General features: G+C 60.5%; 11 protein-coding genes and 1 pseudogene. 7 read left to right on the forward strand and 5 right to left on the reverse strand.

All coding sequences use genetic code 11. The annotated features are described in order from the left end of the window. Positions 1–112: 112 nt before the first annotated feature. Positions 113–352: pseudogene (locus CMG77_RS10020) on the forward strand (efflux RND transporter permease subunit); the annotation flags it as partial. A gap of 315 nt (positions 353–667) precedes the next feature. Here the strand turns inward: CMG77_RS10020 and CMG77_RS10025 are convergent. After that, complete coding sequence (locus CMG77_RS10025) at positions 668–1,318, reverse strand: MBL fold metallo-hydrolase (protein WP_353743476.1); 651 nt, start codon at positions 1,316–1,318, stop codon at positions 668–670. A 63-nt stretch (positions 1,319–1,381) separates the two neighbouring features. Between CMG77_RS10025 and CMG77_RS10030 the strand changes: the two genes are divergently transcribed. Further along, entirely contained in the window at positions 1,382–1,942 is a 561-nt protein-coding gene (locus CMG77_RS10030; protein WP_286804371.1) for a hypothetical protein, read from the forward strand. A 172-nt stretch (positions 1,943–2,114) separates the two neighbouring features. On the opposite strand, the gene metH is transcribed toward CMG77_RS10030, so the two are convergent. Next, the gene (gene metH / locus CMG77_RS10035) at positions 2,115–5,831 is read right to left on the reverse strand and encodes a methionine synthase (protein ID WP_286804370.1); all 3,717 of its coding nucleotides are present in this window, start codon (positions 5,829–5,831) and stop codon (positions 2,115–2,117) included. A gap of 646 nt (positions 5,832–6,477) precedes the next feature. Here metH and nfuA point away from each other — a divergent pair. The 4 genes from nfuA (at position 6,478) to CMG77_RS10055 (ending at position 11,731) form a co-directional block, all read left to right on the forward strand. Then, a complete protein-coding gene (gene nfuA / locus CMG77_RS10040; RefSeq protein ID WP_286804369.1) occupies positions 6,478–7,065 on the forward strand; it encodes a Fe-S biogenesis protein NfuA in 588 nt (195 codons plus the stop codon). Between the two features lie 141 nt (positions 7,066–7,206). Beyond that, positions 7,207–8,394, forward strand: coding sequence for an efflux RND transporter periplasmic adaptor subunit (locus tag CMG77_RS10045; RefSeq protein WP_286804368.1), 1,188 nt, complete (start codon positions 7,207–7,209; stop codon positions 8,392–8,394). Beyond that, entirely contained in the window at positions 8,394–10,346 is a 1,953-nt protein-coding gene (locus CMG77_RS10050) for a MacB family efflux pump subunit (RefSeq protein WP_286804367.1), read from the forward strand. Before CMG77_RS10045 ends, CMG77_RS10050 begins: the two co-directional genes overlap by 1 nt. Positions 10,347–10,351: 5 nt before the next feature. After that, entirely contained in the window at positions 10,352–11,731 is a 1,380-nt protein-coding gene (locus CMG77_RS10055; protein WP_286804366.1) for an efflux transporter outer membrane subunit, read from the forward strand. Between the two features lie 146 nt (positions 11,732–11,877). Here CMG77_RS10055 and CMG77_RS10060 read toward each other — a convergent pair whose 3' ends face one another. From CMG77_RS10060 to CMG77_RS10070, 3 genes are all read right to left on the reverse strand, one after another. Next, complete coding sequence (locus CMG77_RS10060; protein WP_024460021.1) at positions 11,878–12,957, reverse strand: 3-deoxy-7-phosphoheptulonate synthase; 1,080 nt, start codon at positions 12,955–12,957, stop codon at positions 11,878–11,880. Between the two features lie 578 nt (positions 12,958–13,535). After that, entirely contained in the window at positions 13,536–17,063 is a 3,528-nt protein-coding gene (locus tag CMG77_RS10065; RefSeq protein WP_286804365.1) for a UvrD-helicase domain-containing protein, read from the reverse strand. A 167-nt stretch (positions 17,064–17,230) separates the two neighbouring features. After that, positions 17,231–20,008, reverse strand: coding sequence for a PD-(D/E)XK nuclease family protein (locus tag CMG77_RS10070; protein WP_502691836.1), 2,778 nt, complete (start codon positions 20,006–20,008; stop codon positions 17,231–17,233). A 1,254-nt stretch (positions 20,009–21,262) separates the two neighbouring features. Here CMG77_RS10070 and CMG77_RS15890 point away from each other — a divergent pair. Further along, positions 21,263–22,768, forward strand: coding sequence for a putative bifunctional diguanylate cyclase/phosphodiesterase (locus CMG77_RS15890; RefSeq protein ID WP_353743477.1), 1,506 nt, complete (start codon positions 21,263–21,265; stop codon positions 22,766–22,768). The last annotated feature ends 205 nt before the right edge of the window (positions 22,769–22,973 follow it).

Below are 22,973 nucleotides of genomic sequence, written 5' to 3' on the forward strand. Positions count from 1 at the left end.
GCAAACGAATCTGGAAGGAAAAGTTCGTAGGCTGAACTTGACCTGACAGACACCATCGGAAAAACCGGTAACTGTCAGATCAAGTCTGAACTACTACATGTCAGGTGATCTGGCGTCTTCCATTATCGAGGGGGCACTACTACGCCTGCGTCCCGTGCTGATGACTGCGCTGGTTGCTAGCCTGGGTTTCGTGCCCATGGCGCTTAACACTGGAACTGGTGCCGAGGTGCAGCGTCCGTTGGCCACTGTAGTCATCGGTGGGATCATTTCGTCAACATTGCTGACGCTGCTGGTGCTGCCCGCGCTCTACAGTCTCGTCCACGGCGGGAGCCGCGCAAACCGGAAAGCTTAACAGAGGTAACCCTGGAGGTCGTGCGACCTCCAGGGCTTTTTTAGTCTCGCCACTACTACCGCTCATCATCCTCATCTGGTTAATCCCCCCTCCAAAACTTCCTTGTTGACGTTGGCTGGTATTTGACCGACTAACGAAATACGGTCGAGGCGTGTAAATCGACCAACTTGCAGACCTGCGCCGTCGTGGAGCGCGATTCAACTGTTGCCCCACTTGGCGTGAGGGATAGTTTGACAATGGGGTGTCTCTTGTAGCCAATCTCGATGGGTACGATACAAGCGTTTATACCTGTCTCTCTCTCGCCCGGAGTTCGTTTTAGAAGTGGTTTAGAGGGAGTTTTAGGTAGCTCATGCCGTTGTCCTCTTTTGGCGGGAAACTGCCTGCCCGCATGTTGATCTGAATGGAGGGTAGAATCAACTTCGGCATGCCCAGTGTGGCATCGCGTTTTTCACGCATCGTCACAAACTCGTCTTCGTCGACGCCCTCGTGAATGTGGATGTTGTGCTGCCGTTGCTCTCTTACGGTAGTTTGCCATTGATGGTGATCGCGTCCCTCGGATAGGTAATCATGGCACAGAAACAACCGAGTCTCGTCGGGCAGCGCGTACAGCTTTTGTACCGAGCGGTACAGAGTCCGGGCGTCGCCGCCGGGGAAGTCTGCTCGTGCAGTGCCGTAGTCCGGCATAAACAGCGTGTCGCCCACGAAGGCCGCATCCTCAATTACGTAAGTCAGGCAGGCGGGCGTGTGGCCGGGGGTATGCATGACTCGAACATTCAGTTCTCCAATCTTAAACTCGTCTCCTTCTTCGAAGAGTTCATCGAACTGTTTGCCGTCCTGTGAAAACTCCTGACCCACGTTGAAGATGTTTCCAAACTGGCAGACTGGCTCAAAGGCCAACGTCGCAACCCGGTCAAACTCTACACCTTTGGCGCACCCCGTGTCGGGCTGGAAGGCTTTGCTCGGCATCTGACGAACAGGGCCCTCTCGAGCAATATTTACCGTGTCTACCATAAAACCGATCCCGTCCCGATGATTCCGGTTTACCCCTACCGCCACCCGCCATCACCCGGTGATGGCTATCACATTCCCTGGGGCCGAGGCGCCATTTCCTTCGCCGCCCACCGTATCGGTCACTATGTGGACAGCACTCGTCAGTGCAGTTGGTTGGCGTTGAAAGGACGTCCCAACCCCGAGCTGGGAGAAGAGGCGCTCAAACAATGGTTGTCCCGAGACACGCTGGATAATCCCACGGATCCGTCGGTTTGGGAGCGGATCAATAGTGCGATGGCATGGGTGCTGAGGAAAATCAGCGTGGTGTTTGTGGCGCCGATTCAGGCGGCATTGATGGGCGGGCTGACCTTGGCGGACCGAATTGCGCTGGCCTTGCGGCAGGGCGTTGATGCGTCCAAAGACGCCGGGTTCTGGGTGTTGCGGTTGATGCGACGGATTATGAAGCTCTTGGGCTTTGGGGCGATTGCGGAGACGACGGCGGAGCTAACCAGAGAGCTCATGCGTTGGGTGCTGATCCGGTTGATCGATCGAATGACCCAGATGGCGCAGCGGGCTTTGCGGCAGTTGCGGGGTGGGTAACGGCGCTCTGTAGCTTAGTTTGTTTCGGTGCCCCTTCTGGGACGGGTAACGGCGGATGCGGGCTTCGCCCTTATCCGCCCTACGCGAGCTGCCGTGGTATCCGTAGGGGCCGAGCGCAGCGATTAAACCCCGCATCCGCCGTAAAGTCACTTGAAAGTGAATATTTTGGTGATCACTCGGTCCCCGGTTCATACCCAAGCACCGGGCTCAACCAGCGCTCCATTTCGGTCAGGCTCATGCCTTTGCGCTTGGCCAGGCTTTCCACCTGATCCTTCTGGATTTTCCCCACATTGAAATACTTGGATTTCGGGTGGGAGAAATACCAGCCGGAGACCGCGGCGGTGGGGTACATGGCAAAGCTGTCGGTCAGTTCGAGGCCGGAGTTCTTCTCCGCATCCAACACCCGGAACAGCGTCGCTTTCTCGGTGTGGTCCGGGCACGCGGGGTAGCCCGGGGCAGGGCGGATGCCCTGGTATTTTTCCCGGATCAACTCGTCGTTGCTCAACGTCTCATCCGGCTGATAGCCCCAGAACTCGGTCCGTACCCGGCGGTGCATATGTTCGGCAAAGGCCTCGGCCAGACGGTCGGCCAGGGCTTTGACCATAATTGCGTTGTAGTCGTCCCCGGCCGCTTCGTACTCCTTCGCGAGCTCTTCGGCACCGATACCGGCGGTGACCGCGAAGCCACCGATATAATCCTGCTTGCCAGAGTCCTTGGGCGCCACAAAATCGGCCAATGAATAGTTGGCCGGATCGTTACCGGGTTTCTGATTCTGTTGACGAATGTGGTGCAGAGTGTCGATCACCTTGCCCTTGTCATCATAAATTTCAATGTCATCGTGATTGACCGTGTTGGCGGGCCAGAGGCCGATGACCCCGCGCGCTTTCAGGCGTTTCTCGTCAATCAGCTTGCGCAGCATTTTCTTTGCGTCGTCAAACAGGTTGCGGGCGGCTTCACCGACGATTTCATCATCGAGAATTTTCGGGTACTTGCCGACCAGATCCCAGGACATGAAGAAGGGTGTCCAGTCGACGGTATCCAGCAGGTCTTCCAGTGGGTAATCATCAAAAACCTTCAGGCCGGTAAAGGTCGGGGCAGGGGGCGTGTAGTCGTCCCAGGCCATCGCCGGTGCATTCTCGATCGCTTTCGGGTAGGTGCGCAGAGTGCCGCGGGGTTTGCGGTTGGCGTTGCGCTCGCGCACCTTGTCGTATTCGGCCTGCAGGTCGGCAACGAACTTCGGGCGGTTGGCATCGGAGAGCAGGCTGCCTGCCACGCCAACCGCGCGGGACGCGTCAGCCACATAGACCACCTGGTTCAGGTTGAACGCCGGGTCGATTTTGACCGCTGTGTGGGCTTTCGACGTGGTGGCGCCACCGATCATCAATGGTTTATCAATACCCTGACGCTGCATCTCCCGGGCGACATTCACCATTTCATCCAGCGACGGAGTAATCAGACCGGACAGGCCGATGATGTCGCAGTTCTCCTCTACGGCCACCTTGAGGATTTTTTCGGTCGGAACCATCACGCCCAGGTCGACCACTTCGTAGTTGTTACATTGCAATACGACCCCGACAATGTTCTTGCCGATATCGTGCACATCCCCTTTGACCGTGGCCATCAGAATTTTGCCGTTGGGTTTGCTGGCCTCGGTTTTCTCCGCTTCGATAAAGGGCTGGAGGTAAGCCACGGATTGTTTCATCACCCGGGCGGACTTGACCACCTGGGGAAGGAACATCTTGCCCGCACCGAACAGATCGCCGACCACGTTCATGCCGTCCATCAATGGGCCCTCGATCACATCCAGTGGCTTGTCAGCGCGCTGGCGGGCTTCTTCGGTGTCTTCGATGATGTAGGCGGTGATGCCCTTGACCAGTGAGTGCTCAATGCGCTTTTCCACGGCCCAGCTGCGCCACTCGAGATCTTCCTTTTTCTCGCCGCTGCTGCCGTCGCCTTTGTACTTTTCGGCAATTTCAAGCAGGGTTTCCGTCGCGTCATCTTTGCGGTTGAGCACCACATCTTCGACTTTCTCTTTCAGCTCTTCGGGCAGGTCGTCGTACACCGCCAACTGGCTGGCGTTGACGATACCCATGTTCAAGCCGGCCTTGATGGCGTGGTACAGAAACACCGAGTGAATCGCTTCGCGCACCGGATTATTGCCCCGGAAGGAGAACGACACGTTGGATACACCACCGCTCACACCGGCGTGGGGCAGGTTTTCCCGGATCCAGCGGGTGGCCTCAATGAAATCCACCGCGTAGTTGTTGTGCTCGTCAATGCCGGTGGCAATGGCAAAAATATTCGGGTCAAAAATAATGTCCTGGGGCGGGAAGCCCACTTTGTCGACCAGAACGCGATAGGAACGTTCGCAGATTTCTTTCTTGCGCGCCGCGGTATCGGCCTGACCATCTTCATCAAACGCCATTACGACCACCGCTGCACCATACTTGCGACAAAGTCGGGCGCGCTCAATGAACTCTTCTTCGCCTTCCTTCAGACTGATGGAGTTGACGATCGGCTTGCCCTGAATGCATTTCAGCCCGGCTTCAATCACGGTCCACTTGGAGGAGTCGACCATCACCGGCACCCGAGCAATATCGGGTTCGCCGGCAATCAGATTGAGAAAGCGCACCATGGCTTTCTCGGAGTCCAGCATTGCCTCATCCATATTGACGTCGATCACCTGGGCGCCGCCCTCGACCTGCTCCAGGGCGACTTCGAGTGCAGTGGTGTAATCCTCTTCCACGATCAGACGCTTGAACTTGGCCGAGCCGGTAACGTTACAGCGCTCACCCACGTTGACGAACAGGGAGTCCTTGGTGATGTTGAAGGGTTCCAGGCCAGACAGGCGACAGGCCGGCGCAATGTCGGGCAGCGGCCGCGGGGCGTGCGTGGCCACGGCATCGGCAATCGCTTTGATGTGCTCCGGTGTGGTACCACAGCAACCACCGATAATGTTCACCAGACCGCTGGCCGCAAACTCTTCGACGACGGCAACCATTTCCTCGGGGGACTGATCGTATTCGCCGAACTCATTGGGCAGGCCGGCGTTCGGGTGCGCTGACACCCAGCAGTTGGCCACCCGGGACATTTCCTGCACGTAGGGGCGCAGTTCCTCGGCGCCCAGGGCGCAGTTCAGGCCCATGGAGAAGGGGCTTGAGTGGGCCAGGGAGTTGTAAAAGGCTTCGGTGGTCTGCCCGGACAGGGTGCGTCCGGAAGCATCGGTAATGGTGCCGGAAATCATCAGCGGCAGCTCAACACCGTTCTGCTCAAAATAGGTCTGTACCGCGAAGGTGGCGGCTTTGGCGTTGAGGGTATCGAATACGGTTTCGATCAGAATCAGGTCCGAGCCACCCTTGACCAGCCCGTCGAGGGCTTCCATATAGTTCTCGACCAACTCATCGAAGGTAATGTTGCGCGCACCGGGGTCGTTCACATCCGGTGAAATGGAGCAGGTGCGACTGGTGGGCCCAAGCACCCCGGCGACGAAGCGGGGTTTATCCGGGTTGTCGGCGGTGTACTCGTCGGCCACTTCCCGAGCCAACCGCGCGGCGGCCCGATTCAACTCCGGCACCAGGTCTTCCATTTCATAGTCGGCCATGGAGACACGGGTGGAGTTGAAGGTGTTGGTTTCGACGATATCGGCCCCTGCGTCGAGGTAGCCCTTATAGATGTCTTTGAGCATGGCCGGTTGGGTAATGGCCAGCAGGTCGTTGTTACCCGCGACGTCCTGGTGGTAATCCGCAAAGCGCGCGCCCCGATACTCGGCCTCGGACAGTTTGAGGTTCTGGATCATGGTGCCCATGCCGCCATCGAGAATCAGGATGCGCTCGCGCACCAGGCGATGGAGGGCGTCAATACGGGCTTGGCGATCGTCGGTCAGGCTCATGGATTACCTATCAGAGGGGATTGATTTGATTCGAAAGGGCATGGATTTTAGCAGAAATGGCGCAAGATCGCAGGTTCGAGCATGTTGAAGTGATCTCGCGGAAGACTTCGTCGCCGAGGGCTGCGGGAGGGAAGGGGTCTTTGAGGCACGCCGTAAACCCATCCATGGGGGCTCGATCGCCTGCCGTCCAGGCAGGCGACGTCCTCAAAGATCCCTTCCCTCCCTCCGCTGTGCCTGCATAGCGTTCCGGGAAATAGCACCCTAAATATCCGCTACATACCAATTCTGTATGGTGGATAAGGGGTGAAACCCCGTCATCCACCAAATAATGCCGCTGCCATGCTTAATTATGGTGGATGGCGCCCTCCGGGCTTATCCACCCTACGTCAAATTGTGGCACTGAGAGCCGGTGCGGGGTGTACCGTTTGTAGACTCTCTGAGGCATGGATGCCGATGAGAAGCCTCCAGGGATGGATTCACGGCGGGTCTACAAACGGTACACCCCGTGCCGGATCGGGCGTGACGCAGCTACTGCACTCTGTCCCAATTTTCTACCCCTTTGTCTCCAAGCCCAATATCCCGTAAAATACCCGAGTAAATCAATCAGGTATACGCCTGTCCCAGTATTGGAGGCCCGCACGCCACTATGGTCAATGTACAGATCACCGAATCCGCCCAGCAGTACCTCAAAGAGCTTCTGAACAAACAGAAGGACAGCGAGGGCGTCGGAATTCGCATGTTTGTTGCCAGCCCGGGAACCCCCCAGGCCGAGACCTGCATTGCCTACTGCCGCCCCGGCGAAGAAAAGGAAGACGACGAAATCGTCGAACTGACCGCCTTCAAAGCCTACTTTGAAGGCCGCAGCCTGCCATACCTGGAAGACGCCAAGGTCGATTACTCCCCGGACCGCATGGGTGGGCAGCTCACCATCCGGGCGCCAAATGCCAAAATGCCCCAGGTCAATGACGACAGTCCGCTCGAAGACCGCATCAACTACGTCCTGTACAACGAAATCAACCCGGGCCTCGCCTCTCATGGGGGTAACGTCAGCCTGGTGGAGATCACCGAGGACAACTACGCCGTATTGCGTTTCGGCGGCGGTTGCCAGGGCTGTGGGGCCGTGGAAGTGACCCTGAAAAACGGCGTTGAAGCGACGCTGAAAGAGAAGCTGCCCGAGTTGGCGGGTGTTCGGGATGTGACCGACCACACCGACCGCACCAACGCTTATATCTGACGCGATCCTCCGTAACCCGGCTTTACATCCGTGTTAACGGATGTAAAGCCGGGTTAAAGCCCGGTAAAACCGCTGCCAACCACGTCGTAACTGCCGCACAATAGCCGCTCCAATAAATACAGGCAGGAGCGATAACAACGGATGGTGGTTTCCCGGCAACTTTTCAAAAAAGCGGTGCTTGTCGCCGCGCTCGTTCTGATCACCTTGGCCGTGTTTCAATTCTGGCCGAGCGGTTCTAACGAAGAGGCGCTCGCCAGCGTCGAAGTCCGCCGTGGCAATATCGAGGCATTGGTTACCGCGACCGGCGTGCTGCAACCCCGCACCTATGTGGATGTCGGTGCTCAGGTGTCCGGCCAGTTGGAAACCCTGCACGTGCAGGTGGGTGATGAGGTCAAACAGGGGGATCTGCTCGCGGAAATTGACCCCACGGTGTACCTCGCCCGCGTCGATGGCACCCGAGCGCAGTTGCGCAACCAGCAGGCGCAACTGAAGGACCGCAAGGCGCAACTGACACTGGCCGAAATTCAGCTCCAGCGCCAGAAAAACCTCTTCGCCGAAGATGCGACCACCCGCGAAGCACTGCAAAGTGCGGAAGCGTCATTGCGTTCCGCCGAGGCACAGATCGAAGCACTGAGTGCCCAGATCGAGCAGACACAATCCACGTTGCGTGCCGAGGAAGCCAACCTCGAGTACGCCAAAATCTATGCCCCCATGGACGGCACCATCGTGACCATCGACGCCCGCCAAGGGCAGACGCTGAACGCCTCCCAAACGACCCCGATACTGATGCGCATTGCCGACCTGGACACCATGAGTGTCCAGGCCCAGGTGTCGGAGGCGGATATCGGCCAGTTGGAGGCCGGAATGCCGGTTTACTTCACCACCCTGGGCAATCAGGGGCGACGCTGGGAAGGGCAGTTGTCCCGGATTGAACCGACTCCCCTAGTCGAAAACAATGTGGTGCTCTATTACGCCCTGTTTGATGTGCCAAATCCCGGTGGACGCTTGCTGCCCCAGATGACGGCTCAGGTGTTTTTTGTCGCCGGAGCCGCTGACGATGCCCTGATCGTCCCGGTATCCGCATTGCGCTACGGAGAGCGGACTCAACGTAACACTGAAGCAGCTTCCCGGAGCGGACGATCGGCAACGGTTTCTGTGGTGAGCCCCGGCGCTGAGCCGGCGTTACGGGAGGTGCGCGTCGGTGTCACCGATCGGGTGCACGCGGAAATCCTGTCCGGGTTGAGTGAGGGCGAACGGGTTCTGCTTAGTGGACCGGAAAGCCGCAACCGGCGCGAGCAGGGTAGTGGCATTCCACGGATGTTTCGCTGATGTCGAGCACCCCCATCCTGAGCTTGTCCGGTGTTACCAAGAGCTACCACAACGGCGAGCTTGAAACCCGGGTACTGCACGGTATTGACCTGACGGTTTACCCCGGGGAGTTTGTCGCCATCATGGGCGCCTCCGGCTCGGGTAAATCGACCCTGATGAATATCATCGGTTGCCTGGACAAACCCACTGAAGGCCAGTATTGCTTCAACGGGCGCGACGTTGCCAATCTCTCGCCGGATGAGTTGGCCCAGTTGCGTCGGGAGTCTTTCGGCTTTGTCTTCCAGAGCTACAACCTCCTGCCCGGCGCCAGTGCACTGGAGAATGTCGAAATGCCGGCAATCTACTCCGCGCTCACACCGGCCCAGCGGCGCGAGCGGGCCCGGGAATTGCTGTCCACACTTGGACTGGCTGATCGGCTCGACCACAAACCCAGCCAATTATCCGGTGGTCAACAGCAGCGGGTTTCGATTGCCCGGGCGCTGATGAACGGTGGCCAGATCATTCTGGCAGACGAGCCCACTGGCGCACTGGACAGTCACAGCGGACGGGAAGTGATGGCGTTGTTGCAGTCCCTGTCTGCACAGGGCCACACCATTGTACTGATCACTCATGATCCGGAAGTAGCCAAACACGCCCATCGGCGTATCGATATCAGTGATGGTCGGATTGTCGCCGATCCGGGCGCGGCTGAGCCGGTATCGGACGCGGAGCAGCTGTCCGACCAGCCCGCTCCTGATTGGCACCGCGACCCGCCGTTTGCCAACGAGCTGACCGAAGGCACCAAAACCGCCCTTCGCTCATTGGGCAGTAACCTGTTCCGAACGGCACTGACCCTGTTGGGTATTGTGATTGGGGTGGCCTCGGTCATCACCATGCTTGCCATCGGCGACGGCGCGCGCCAGGACGTGGTGGACCGGATCAGCTCCATGGGCAGCAATCTGTTGCTGGTCCGACCCGGCGGGCCAGACCAGCGCGGAGGGCGCTGGAGTGTGACCACTCTGGTACCGGAAGACATGGACGCGATCAACCAGACCGTACCCAATATCATTGCGGCCATTCCCGAGCTGACCGGCGGCCAGACACTGCGCTACGGCAATTCGGATCACCGCGCCGAGATCAACGCGACCTCCTACGCGTTTCCGGCAGCGCGCCAGTGGTCGGTGGCGACCGGCAGCTTTTTTACTCTGGAGCAGCAGAACAACTACACCTCGGTGGCGGTTCTGGGGCAGACCGTCGCGGATTCGTTGTTCGGCGAAAAAAATCCGCTGGGTGAGTACATCATGATTCACAATGTGCTCTTTCAGGTCATTGGGGTCATGGAAGAGCGGGGCGCTTCGCCCATGGGGCAGGATCAGGATGACGTGGTGCTGGTGCCATACACCACCGGCAGCCTGCGTCTGTTTGGCCAGCAACACCTGCGCAATATTACCGTTGCGGTTGCGGATACGGACCGGATGAATGCCACCCAGGATGCGGTACACCAATTGCTGCTGCAACGCCACGGCACCGAGGACTTCCAGATTCGCAACATGGCGTCATTGATTGAGGCGATCTCCGAAACCCAGGACACCCTGACCTGGCTGCTCGGCTCCATTGCCGCCATTTCCCTGTTGGTTGGGGGGATCGGTGTAATGAATATCATGTTGGTCAGTGTCACCGAGCGTACCCGGGAAATCGGTATCCGCATGGCAACCGGCGCGCGAACACGACATATTCTGCAACAGTTTCTGATTGAGGCGCTGGTGGTGTCAGCTCTGGGTGGCTTGATTGGCGTCGTGTTGGGGCTGTCCGTGGCAGCGGCACTGAGCTATTTCGGCACGCCCATTTACTACTCCCTGTTGCCGGTGGTGCTGGCGTTCAGTTGCGCCTTTGCCACCGGCCTGATTTTTGGTTATCTGCCCGCGCGCAAGGCCTCCCGGTTGAATCCGGTCAACGCCTTGGCCACGGAGTGAACGCGATGAAATGCAACGTTTTTGCGGCCTGCTGCAGCCTGAGTGTTCTGGTGGGCTGTGCGAACATCGACCCTGTGCCGCGCCCCGAGATTGATCCCGACCTGACCTGGAACAGTGTTCTGGCAACATCCGGCGCGCGAGAGGGCTCGAGTTCCTTAGCGAGCTGGTGGCAGGCGTTCGGCGCTGAACCGCTCGACGCCCTGATGCAGCAGGCCTTACAGAACAGCCCGGACCTGATGGCCGCCGAGCAGCGCCTGCGCCAGGCGGATTGGCAGATGCGTGCGACGGGCGCCTCGGTCTATCCAGGCCTCAATGCCGGCGCCGGAACCAGCGTGCGCAGTGACCAGGACGTCGAGGGCGATAGCCGCTCTTCGGAGTCGACCTCCGCCAACCTCGGGTTGAGTTATGAATTGGACCTGTGGGGCAGGGTGGCGGCGGAACGAGCGTCCGCCCGCGCCGGTTTTCGTGCCAGTGAGCAGGATTACCGCGCCGCTTACCTTAGCCTGACCGGCGCCATTGCCAACACCTGGTTTGAATATCAGGCGCTGCACGCTCGCATTCAGATAGCCCAAGACAATATGGCGCTGAGCGAGCAGGTGATGACCGTCGTCGAGGTGCGCTATCGAAACGGCGTAGCCAGTGCGGCAGACGTCGCCCGCCAACGCACAAGCCTGTTGTCTCAGCGTGCACAGCTTCCGCCGTTGCAATTTCAGGCGCAACAGACGCGCCGTGCCCTGGCGGTATTGCTGGGAGCCATGCCCCAAACACTATCGGTTGAACCGCAGGCACTCAGCGACATCCGCTTGCCGGATCTGAAGGCCCAGCCGCCCGCGGAAGCCATTTTCGCACGACCGGATGTGGCACGAGCCGAAGCGCAACTGCAAGCCGCCGATGCGGACGTGGTGGTGGCACGTCGGGCTTTTCTACCCTCCCTGAGTCTGAGTGCCGGTTTCAGCCTATCAACGGCGGAACTGTTTTCGTTGAGCGATGCGCGGGAATCCGACAATGCCGGCCTGTCCCTCAGTCAGTTGATTTTCGATGGCGGACGCACGCGTGCCCAGAGCCGTCGGACGGAGGCGAGACGCCAGGAACTATTGGCTCAGTACCGGAATACACTTCTGGTGGCGTTACAGGAAACCGATGATGCGTTGGGACGTGTGACTCTGGAGGCCGGGCAGGAGACAAGCGATCAGGCGATTCTGGTGGAAGCGGAACGGGCGCTGCGGCTTACGGAAGTGCGGTATCGGGAGGGCAGTGATGACCTGTTGACCCTGATCGACGCTCAGCGGAACCTGTTTCAGGCGAGGGAGCAGATAGTCGAGCGGCGCTTGAGTCGGTTGTCGGCGACGGTGGCTCTGTATCAGGCGTTGGGTGGTGTTCAGTAGGGAATTGGGGCCGTGCGGTTAGGGGCAACGTCAAGTGAGGTAATGGCGGATGCGCGCCGGTGGCGCTTATCCGCCCTACGAATGGTTCGGCGGTTGCGTAGGGCGGATAAGGGCGAAGCCCGCATCCGCCGTCACCATACCTGCCGCTACTTCTTCACCCGCTCCTGAAGATGATCCTTGATCTTCTCCCGCATATCCTTCAACGCCTGAACGGTGGTATCCCAATCGATACAGGCATCGGTAATCGACACCCCATACTTCAGGTCTTTCAGATTCTCCGGAATCGGCTGGTTACCCGCGCCGATATGGCTCTCCACCATCAGACCAATAATCGAATCATTGCCTTCCATGATCTGATTGGCCACGTTCTCCATCACCAGCGGCTGAAGCTCGTGGTTTTTATTGGAGTTGGCGTGACTGCAGTCGACCATGATGTTGGGCGGATTGACCCCGGCTTTCTCCAGCTCCTGCTCGCACATGGCGACGCTCACCGAATCGTAATTCGGCTTGCCGTTGCCACCGCGCAGTACCACGTGGCCGTAGGGGTTACCACGGGTGTGGACAATGGAAACCTGGCCTTCGGTGTTGATCCCCAGAAACCGGTGCGGTTTGGAAACCGACTTCAGGGCGTTGATCGCCACGGTCAGGCTGCCATCGGTACCGTTTTTGAAGCCCACGGCTCCGGACAGGCCACTGGCCATTTCCCGGTGCGTCTGGGATTCGGTGGTGCGGGCGCCAATGGCAGACCAACTGATCAGGTCCTGCATGTACTGGGGCGAGATCGGATCCAGCGCCTCGGTGGCGGAGGGCAGGCCCAGCTCGGCAATATCCAGCAGCAGCTTGCGGCCCATGTGCAGCCCTTTCTCGATCTTGAACGAGTCGTTCAGATCGGGGTCGTTGATCAGGCCTTTCCAGCCGGTGGTGGTCCGGGGCTTCTCGAAATAGACGCGCATCACCACATAGATGGTATCGCTGACCTCGTCGGCCAGTTTCTTCAGACGCTGGGCATAATCCATCGCCGCGTCCACATCGTGGATGGAGCAGGGGCCAATTACCACAAAAATCCGCGGGTCTTTACGGTCGAGGATATTGCGAATGGTTTCCCGCCCCTGGGTGACAACCTCCCGGGCTTTGTCGGTCATTGGCAGCTCGCGCTTGAGGTCGGCCGGTGAGATCAACAGCTCCTGGGAGACAACGTTGAGATCGTCTATTTGCGTGTCGGTCATTAGGGTTAGTCCATAGAGTGTTTCGAGAATACGGCACCATTCTACTGAAAATGGGGCACTTTTTGGGAGAAATTTGCCGATGGGGTTGATAGTTTTTGGATAATTTGATCGGCTGCTTATTATCTCTGGCAGTTGTCGCTAATTGCTTTACCGACATTAAGCCCAGATTGGCGGTGACGTCCGGGCCGGGAAGGGGAAGCCCTTTCAAGACACGCCGTAAACCCATCCCTGGGGGCTCGACGCGCGGAGTCCCTCCGCTTACGGTCTTGAAAGAGCTTCCCCTTCCCGGCCCTCAGTGCCAGCGTAACGTTTCGGGAACTAGCGCCTGTGTGATCTTTACGTTGGGTTACGGCGGATGCGCGCTACGCGCTTATCCGCCCTACGCAACCTCCTGAGCCACGCGAAGGCCGCACCCGTCGCCGCAACCCCCGCAATTACGCACCGCACGAGGTCACATCCGTCGCCGAGGCCCCCGCAATTACGCATAGGGCGGAGCCGAGCGCAGCGGTATGACCTGCATCCGCCGTAACCCAAACCTACCTCATCCGCCGCTTCCCGTCCCTGATGCATCAAAGAGGTTAAACGGTGACTTCAACCAACCGCTTTTCCGAGGCCAGCAGCGGGAAATACAGGGCGGTTTTGATGGGGCGGGTTTCGCCCAGGTCTTGCATCACCTTGGCGTAGCGCGCCAACTGCGGCGTATAGGTCGCCACCTCCTGCGTCACAAACGCCTCCGGCGACTGATCCGCCTCCGGTTGGCTGCTCTTGTAATCCACAATCCAGCGCACACCGCCATCCACAAATGTCCGGTCAATCACCGACTCGCGTACCTCACCGCCCACAGCATGATGAATCGCCAGCTCACAGGCGCTTTCCTCATGGGCCGGGTCCAGCAGCCAGCGACCGTCCGGGTCGGTCAGCGTCTGATGCAGCCCCCAGCGAATCTTCTCCAGAGCCTCCGCAATCGTGTCCGGCTCCCAGCCGAACTGGCGCAGCTGCAAGGTCCAGAATGGGCGCTGCTCCTCCGCCCAGGCCTCGGACCAGGCATCCAACGGCTGCTCGCTCAACCGCTGTAGCTGGTTGTGCAATACGGTGCCGGTATGGCGGGCCAGGCGAGCGGCCGGGGCTTCCACTTCCGGAAGGTTCTCCTCGTCGCCAAACTCCCGCCCCCGGTATGCCTGTAACACGGTCACCTCGGAGGGTGCCGGCGCCTGCCAGTCTGGGGGCAGGCGCAGAATGTGTTGGAGTCCCTCGTAGGCGTGGTCACTGTTGGCGCTTGCTGAGGGCGATTGGGTGCCCGCCGGGGCGCTCAACATCTGCGCCTGTACGGGCTCCCAGATGGTGCGTAACAGGGAGCCCTGGCGGGGGGCGCGAGGCTTGCCGCTGCGCGCATCCAAACCCACGCAGGCCAATAAATGCAGGCGTTTGACCGCGCGGGTGCAGCCGACGTATAGCAGCCGGGTGGCCTCGAAGCTGTCCCGCAGCTTGGCTTCGTTGCGCATGAATTGGTAGAGCGGGTCGGTATCGGTGCCGGTGGGAGCCAGCGGTCCCAGCAGCAGTTGGCGTTCCCCGGCCTGATTGATCCGCTGTTGCCAGAGCAGCAGCTCTTTGTCGTCGTTACTGCTGGCCCGGTCCAGCCCCGGAATGATGACGGTGTCGAACTCCAGCCCTTTGGACTTGTGCAGGGTCATCACCTGCAGGCGCGGGTCGGCGTCGGCCCGGGGGGCAGCGAACAGGCTTTCGACGCCGCGCTCGAAGGTGTTCCAGTCCCGCAGGCCGCCGCCGTGCTGGTGCTTTTCCACCAGGTTGAAGTAGCTCGGAATATCCTGCGCGTCGCCGGGCTCGGCCAGCAGAGCCGGGCCGCCCAGCGCCAACCAGACGCCCTCGATCCACTGGCGTAGGGGCTTGCGATGACGCTCCCGCCAGGCGGGCTCCAGCACGGACATCAGTCGATCCAGGCACCGCCGACCGGTGTCGCTGATTCCGGAGATTCGATCGCGTTCCTGCAGCTGCTGCCAGATCATCGGCCAGCCGTACTTGGGCCAGGGGTTCTGCGCACCGAGATCGGTGGTGACCAGTGCGTGCAGGTCGTTCAGGTCGAGACCACACCAGGGGGCGCGCAGAATCGAAAGCCAGGCAATGCGGTCGTCCAGGCTCAACAGGGCTCGCGTCAGGGACATCAGGTCGACAATCGCCATGCGACTGGCGAGTCGGTCGATTTCCGTGGCCTGCCAGTGCAGGCCGCGCCGGGCCAGGGCGGGGAGTATCCACTGCAGGTGCGGTCGGCTGCGCACCAGAATCGCCACCGAGTCTTCCTCATCGGCGGCCAGGGCCTGCTCGGCGAGCTCGGCGACCGACTCGGCTTCCTGCAGTTGCGCCAGGGTCTTGTCCGGGCTGGCCTCCGGGTTGACGGCTTCACTGTCGGCGTCGTCCGAGTCGTTCTGATGCAGACAACCGTAAAACTGGACGGCTTCATTCTCGAGTGGGGCATTGAAGGCGATGGACGGTGAATAGCGCACCGCACCCCGGCCAATATCGTCCCGGGCGGGAAAGGCCCGGGAAAAAATATCGTTGACCCAGCGAACCACGTTGGTCTGGGAGCGGAAGTTCACGGTCAGATCCAGCGCGGTCATGGGTACCTCGCCAATGCCGTGCTCACGGGCGTCCAGGAACAGGCCCACGTTGGCGTCGCGGAACCCGTAGCAGGACTGCATGCCATCACCGACGATAAACAGCGTGCGGCCGTCGTCGGGTTGCCAGCCGGCGGTCAGCTGCTCCAGCAGCCGTAACTGTGGGGCGGCGGTATCCTGAAATTCGTCCACCAGAATATGCTGAATACGGTAATCCAGTTTTAGGGCGATATCCGTTGGGTTTTCTTCATCCCCCAGAGCGAAGCTGGCTGCCTGGGCAATGGCACTGTAGTCGGTGGCGCCCAATTGTTTGAATATCAGGGTCAGCTCGGCGCTGAGCAACGGCAGCAGACGGGTCAGGCTGTCGAGCAGTTGCCACTGGCTTTCGGTGTATTCCGCGGGTGGTAGCTGGCGCACGGCGTGCAGCTGCTCGGCCAGGTCCGGGGTTTCTTCCTGAATCTGTGCGACCCACTCGCCGTACTGCTCTTTCAGTGCAGCGCCGGGTTTGCCCGCGGGGAAGCCTTCCTTTTTGGTCAGCCGCTTGCGCCACTCCCCCTTGGCGGTGAGCATCAGTTCAGCGAGCGCCTGCCAGTCGGCCACCGTCGACGGGCTCGGATCGGGCAGGGCGGTGATGCCTTTCAGGCGCAGAATCGGGCTTTCCGGGTTGTCCTGCTCGACGTTCGTGGCGGCCTGATCGGCCAGGTGGCAGAGATCGCTGGCGTGGTAGCCGATGCCTTCGATCACCCGGTTCAGTTGTTCTTCAATTACATCTTGCAGTACTGCCTCAAGGTAGGGGCGGGCGTGGGCCTGTTGAGCCTCGAGCATCACCCCCAGCCACTGGTCCCGCTTGGCCAGCAGACGCATCAGCAGCGTCTCGATGGCCGGCAGGTTGGTGTCCAGGTGACGCAGCAGGCGCTTCAGGTCCTCCCGGACGGTGTCGTCGGTTTCCAGGCGGGCCAGGAACTGATGTACGGCCTGGCGATAGGCGAGTTCCGGGGCGTCCAGGGTGTCCGGTTGCGCGCCGAGCTGGCTGTCCAGGGGCAGTTGCCGGGTGATGGCGCGACACAGACTGTCGATGGTCTGGATGCGCAGTCGCTGTGGACTCATCAGCAGTTGCCACTGGCACTCTTCGTCGCGCTGCAAGACCGCCTGAGCCAGACGCCAGGTGCGCCGGGCGTGGGGGTTGTCCGGCTCCGACCGTTCGGCGGCCTCGCGCAGGGCCGCCATGATGCGGTCCTGCATTTCCCCGGCGGCTTTGCGGGTGAAGGTGATCGCCAGTACTTCTTCCGGAGCGTCGCAGCGGGCCAGCAAGGTCAGGACGCGCTGAGTCAGCAGCCCGGTTTTCCCGGACCCGGCGGGCGCCGCCACCGCAAAGGAGCGGGTCGGGTCCAGCGCCGCCTGCCGGGCGTCGAAGTCCGGGGGCGCATCGGGGCTGAAGGCGCCGTGGGGGAGGTTGTCCAGAGTTGTTGGGTCCATAAAAAGAACGTGTCAGGTTGGTCGAAAAGTTGGGTAACGGCGGATGCGGGCTTCGCCCTTATCCGCCCTACGGGTAGCGCTTCAGGTGGCGTAGGGCGGAGCCGAGCGCAGCGGTATGACCCGCATCCGCCGTAACCGAACCCGGCCGCATCCTCCGTTGCTTTGGTTTACAAAATAAACCGCGCGACGGTATCGGCTTCCAACACCCGGTTTAACGGTACCAATTGCCCGCTGTACCGCTGCGCCTTGGCGTCCTTGAAATCCACCCGGGCATCGCCGGCCATGAAGGTCCGGGCCAGGTCGCTCAGTACCTCGCGCCACTCGGCCCGCTGAGCGTCCCAATCCTCGCTGGGCTTGACGCCGGGTGGGGGCGTACTCAGGGCTCCGAGGCCAATCCACTGCAGCGCTTTCGGGTTCAACTGCGCAAAGGCGATACCGCTGACCGGGTCTTCCTCGGTGACCGCATACAGCGGCAGCTGGGGTTCGTCGGGGCGCGGGCCCTGCCACTGATTGGCATTGAGGTCGGCGCCGGTTTTGTAATCAATCAACAGTCGCTCGCCGTTTTCCAGCTCGTCGATGCGGTCGATAAAAAGCGTCAGGTTCAGGCCATTGAATTCAATCAGCCGGCGTTGCTCGGTGGCCACGACGCGGAAGGGCGGGCGTTGTTTTTCCAGCATCAACCAGCGCTGTACCATCCGGCTCAATCGTTCCTGCTCCAGGGCACAATACTCCGGCCCCAGTTCCCTCGGTCGCCGCTGACGGATCGGCGCCAGGGTCTGTTCACAGGTGCGACTGATGAGGTCGTTCAGCGCCTCCTCTTCAATGGCGTGCAGTTGCGAGGAGTCCCTCAGGGTTTTCCACACGGTGGCCAGCACGCCGTGCAACACCGTACCGCGCTCGGCGGCGGAGAGGCCCAGTACCGGCGCATCCGGGAGCTGGGCCCCCAGACGCAGTTGGGCGAAGGCGTTGAACGGGCAGGCTGCCTGATGCTTGAAAAGCGAACTGCCGCCGGGCGCTTTGCTGCCGGCGGTGATGCCGGGTCCCTTGGCGCTGTGTACCGGTGTGAGTTCTCGGGCTTCCTCCAGAATGGCCTCGAAGGCCTGTCGGGCACTGATGGGCTCCGGGACCAGTTCGGCCAGTGGGGTCTCCGGCAGGGCGCGAATCAGCGGGCTGGGTGACAGGTCGCCCTGATCGTCGCTGTGGGGTGCGCTGAATACCACCTGTTCGGCGCATTGCCGGTAGTGGTCGGTCAGGCTGCGGGCAAAGTGCAGTTCCCGCTCGGCGCTGGCGTGGGGCATCTGNCGGTCCCGCTGCAGTTCGAGCGGCAGCAGGGGGTTGGGGGCNGGCACNGGGGGCCANTGGCGCTGATGCAGGCCCAGNACCCAGCAGTGGCTGAAGCGCAGNCCGGCNCCCTCCAGGGCCCCGAGAATCTGAATGGGNGAGTCCGGNGTCTGGGCCTGAAANGGGGTCTGTTGGGCCAACTGGTTCAGTTGNCTCAGGGCCTGAGTCAGACTCAGGTCGGCGCCGGTGGCCTCCAGAGCGGCGAAGGTTTCCAGCAGCTCATGCCAAAGCCCCAGTTGCTGGAACTCCTGACTGTCCAACCGGCGCGGGCCGGGCCAACCCAGGGTGTCCAGTTGCTGCCGGAAAANCTGGGCCCACTGGCGCGCGCTGGTGGATCGGGGCATGCGTCGTCGCTGCTCGTCGAGTAGCTGCAGNCGCCGGTTCAGCGTCGGTGCCTGTGCGGTGGTGTCGGGCGNAAGCGCAGGGCTTGCTTGCGCCTCACTCAGCCANTCGGTGATCACNTGGCCATGAAAGCGCAGGTCACTGCCGGTGAGTTCAAATTTGCCCTGNTCCCGCAGCCGNGTGACCCACTGCGCGCGNAGTACGGNCTCCGNATCCGGNTCCCCCCAAAACGNGTTCTGAAGCAGTTGGCACACCTCGCTCAGCGGCCACTGATCCCGCAGTAGGCCGAGCAGGCTCAAGGCGGCGTGAATCAGTGGCGTCGCGCCCAGCGGTACCCCGGCGGAGAAGTTGAATGGCAGGGTGTAACGGGGCGTACCCGGCAGAGGAACGGTGGGCTCGAAAACCTCGGCGAAGATCCGCTCCACCTGATCCCGTCTCTGGCCCAGGTCCGGTACGATAATACCGATGACCGCCTCCGCTGATGCTTGTAGTTGGCGCAGGCTCCACAGGGCGGCGGCGCGCAGCTCGGTGTCCGCATCCGGGGCCGCGACGCGATGTAGGTGGTTGTCGCGGGTGCCTTTGGGGGAGAGCGCGACGCGTTCGAGCGCNGCGGCTTCCAGAATCCGCTGATGCAGGGGAGGCAGGTCGTCAAAACCGAGTAGCCAGAGGCGGGGCTCGGGCTTCAGGGCACCGGNTTCATAGGCCTGGGCGACAATCTGCTGGCCGGCTTCCGGTGTCATCAATCGACGACTCGCCAATCGCTGCTCAAAGTGCTCGGCCCAGCNCAGGAAGCTGCGGCTATTGCCGTTCAGATAAGGATCCTGCCGGAGCGTATCGGGCGCCACCTCCCACAGCGTGAGTGCGCGCAGCGCCGAGTCGGCCTGCTGGGCCAAGGGGTCCGCCTGCAGAAGGGTTTGGGCTTCATCCGACTGACCGATCACTTGCTCCCAGACCCATTGGCGTTGGTGGCGGCTGGCCAGTGCCCGGTCGCAACCGGGGTAGCCCCGGCTCACCAGTGTCTGCCACTGCTCATCCAGCCACCGGTTGAGAGGCCATACNCGTGGGGCGGCCCAGGCCTTTTTTCCCTGCTCGCGCTGATAGTGGCTCCAGGCCTTCAGCAGGTGNCGCCGCAGGCGATCGTTAGCAGTGATGATGGGTTCACCGGCGTTCAGGGCGGGTAGCAGGGGGNCGAGATCGAATAGGGANGTTGCCATGNTGCTCCGGNGTTNTNGGTCGTTGGGGCANTGCGCGAAGAATAGCATGACCGGCGCGAGGCTTCAGGGGGGCGCTTGTTCCATTGAACGAATGATGCGCCAAATTCTGTGCTAGTCTTGAANNAGCTGTCAGAAAAACGAAGGNAGGCGGTGCCCACGGAGCTTTNACGGGGTNACCATTGANCGGGGCCGCCATTCAGNGGAATACAGATGCCGTTGATGACATCGATCAACACCAANCTGTTGGCGATCGTGGTCTTGTTCGCAGCGATCAGNGGGGTNTTGATCGGTTTGTGGCAGGGNGCAGAGGAGTCGCGNCGTCTGCANCAGGGGTACGACGAGCGNCTTCANATGCTGGGNGAACGTTACCGGGATCGCCTGNCTCAGGAGTTTGCNCGTCGCCAGAATCTGCTGGTGGCCACTCGTGATGCTCTGGCCGATTCANTGATCCGCACTGCCGGGGATACCGTNCCTCTGGACTTTGGGTTNCAGCGCGACCCCGATGGNGCGGTACGGGAGTACNTGGGNGAGTCNGGCNTNTTCATNCACCGGGANTCNCCGATCACCGACGATATGCGCCGNNTGGTGTACCACACCAACGGTACCTGGTTGAATATCGAGCCTCTGTTGAAGACNCAATTCAATGCCTTTTATCTGATCACCAAGGACCGGGTCAGTCGCATCTGGCCNGCCTCNCTGGTATCCGGGCACTTNCCTGCCCACGATGTGACCCAGGAAATTTTCTACACGCTTGCCGCTCCCGNTGAAAATCCCCTGGGNAAACCACGCTGGACCCCTATTTATTTNGACTACTACCCTCAAGTCTGGACCACGTCGTTACTGGTGCCGCTTTACGTCAATGGTCAGTTTGAAGGTGTGNTAGGGGCGGACCTGGATATGTCGTTNCTGTTCAGTCAGATCAATCAGTTGGAGTCGGACTTCGAATCCCTCAACGGGTTTATTTTCAGTGCCGANGGCGAACTGATCCTNCANGGCGATCAGTCGCTCAGNGCACCGGCCCAGCAGCGCGGNGANTANGAGGTGTTCAANCANCGGGCCGAGTTGAGCCCGGGCATGCGNGAGTTCATCGACCGGTCCCGGTCGGGNCAGTGGCCNCCCGGCGGNGTCTATANCCANGAGNTNCGNGGNGATANNCAGCNNATCAGTTACCAACCNCTACCNGAACTCGACTGGTATATNGGGCTNCACTANCCCGAGTCGATGCTGGAGTCCCGGCATGCGGAAACCATGATGACGATTTACCAGAATATTGCGGGAATGTTGTTGTTCCTGTCGTTGGGGATGTATTACGGGTTGAAGTGGTTGGTAACGCGACGGATTCTGAAACTGGCGGATATGACCGAGCGCATTGGTGCCGACAATTGGTCGANCCGCCTGCCGGAGTCGGGCAACGANGAAATCAGTCAGTTGGCCCGGGGCATGAANCGCATGCTGGAAAAAATCAACGAGCTGTTTCGCGGNCTGAANAACAGCATTCAGGATATGGANCGGCTGGCCTATTACGANCAGCTCACGGGNNTGGAGAATCGGCTCCTGTTCAAGGAGCAGTTGCGNACCGCNCTGTACGCGATTCGGCGNGANGNNCAGAANCTNGCNNTGTTGTATCTCGANCTGGATCACTTNAAAGACATCAACGACAGTCTCGGTCATGAGGCCGGTGACCGNTTGTTGGTGAGTGTCTCCCAGCGCCTGCGGGCCTGNCTGAGAGAGGAGGACTCGGTGGCNCGNTTGGGNGGNGACGAGTTTGCNATNTTNTTGCGCAATGTCTCCGAGCCCCGCTATGCNTCNGTGGTGGCGGAAAAGATCATCGACGCCCTGGGNTATCCGATCCGGCTGAACGCCCAGGAAGTGGTGGNNGGAACCAGTATTGGCATTACNCTCGCGCCGGATGACAGTCGGGANCTNGANNTGTTGATGCGCAANGCCGACNTGGCNATGTATCAGGCNAAATACCACGGNCGCAATNTNTATCGCTTCTACACNCCGGATATGAACCGGGAAGTAGAGCAGCGTTTGCGCCTGGAGCGNGANTTGCGNCTGGCGNTGCAGAANCANGAGTTNGAGCTNTATTACCAGACCCAACTCGATATGCAGACNGGANNGGTGGTCGGTATCGAGGCGTTGCTGCGNTGGAATCACCCGGAGCGCGGCCTGGTGCCGCCNGATGAATTTATTCCCGCAGCGGAGGACAGCGGCCTGATCGTGCCCATCGGACAGTGGGTCCTGCGTGCCGCCTGCCAGCAGGCCAAAAATCTCTACAAGGCNCAGTTCAAACACGTAAAAGTGTCGATCAACGTNTCAGCGAGGCAGCTCAGTGACCGGGANTTTGTATCGGACTTCAANGCAGTGGTAAGAGACACTGGGGTGGNNCCGGAACAATTGGTGCTGGAGGTGACCGAGAGTACTTTGATGGCGGACACCCAAGTCGCATTGGCACATCTGCATGCACTGCGCACGTTGGGTGTGGGGCTGGCAATTGATGACTTTGGTACCGGCTACTCCTCCCTGAGCTATCTGAAACGCCTGCCCGTCACCTGTCTTAAAGTGGATCGCAGCTTTGTCCAGCATTTGCCGGCCGATGACGAGGACCGGGCCATTACCACCCTGATCGTCGCCATGGCCAACAGTCTGAACTATCGGGTGGTGGTCGAAGGGGTGGAGACTGAGCCGCAGTGGGCCTTTCTGCGCGAGTGTGGNTGTCACTTTGGTCAGGGCTATTACTTCAGTTACCCGGTGCCGGTGGAGCAGCTCATGGTGGGGTTGCTCGAAGCGCAGAAGCGCCATTGATGGTCGTCAGTTATTGGGTACGGCGACCACCTGAATATCGTTGATGCCGAACTCGGCCAGTGCCGGCCCGAGCCGCTCGACCTCGGGGCCATCGGCGGTAAAAAGTGCTTGGTGAACCGGGCTTTCACTGGCTGACTTCCTGCGACNNAGCTCGGTCAACCAGTAGGCCACTCGGCGGGCGATCGCCTCCCCGGAATCAATCAGT

Source organism: Marinimicrobium sp. (genome assembly GCF_002695945.1).
Classification (GTDB): domain Bacteria; phylum Pseudomonadota; class Gammaproteobacteria; order Pseudomonadales; family Cellvibrionaceae; genus Marinimicrobium; species Marinimicrobium koreense.

Bases quoted from the DNA above. Each gene is read 5' to 3' on its own strand.
- CMG77_RS10025 (WP_353743476.1), bottom strand. From the start codon at position 1,318: ATGCCGAGCAAAGCCTTCCAGCCCGACACGGGGTGCGCCAAAGGTGTA.
- CMG77_RS10030 (WP_286804371.1), top strand. From the start codon at position 1,382: ATGATTCCGGTTTACCCCTACCGCCACCCGCCATCACCCGGTGATGGC.
- metH (WP_286804370.1), bottom strand. From the start codon at position 5,831: ATGAGCCTGACCGACGATCGCCAAGCCCGTATTGACGCCCTCCATCGC.
- nfuA (WP_286804369.1), top strand. From the start codon at position 6,478: ATGGTCAATGTACAGATCACCGAATCCGCCCAGCAGTACCTCAAAGAG.
- CMG77_RS10045 (WP_286804368.1), top strand. From the start codon at position 7,207: ATGGTGGTTTCCCGGCAACTTTTCAAAAAAGCGGTGCTTGTCGCCGCG.
- CMG77_RS10050 (WP_286804367.1), top strand. From the start codon at position 8,394: ATGTCGAGCACCCCCATCCTGAGCTTGTCCGGTGTTACCAAGAGCTAC.
- CMG77_RS10055 (WP_286804366.1), top strand. From the start codon at position 10,352: ATGAAATGCAACGTTTTTGCGGCCTGCTGCAGCCTGAGTGTTCTGGTG.
- CMG77_RS10060 (WP_024460021.1), bottom strand. From the start codon at position 12,957: ATGACCGACACGCAAATAGACGATCTCAACGTTGTCTCCCAGGAGCTG.
- CMG77_RS10065 (WP_286804365.1), bottom strand. From the start codon at position 17,063: ATGGACCCAACAACTCTGGACAACCTCCCCCACGGCGCCTTCAGCCCC.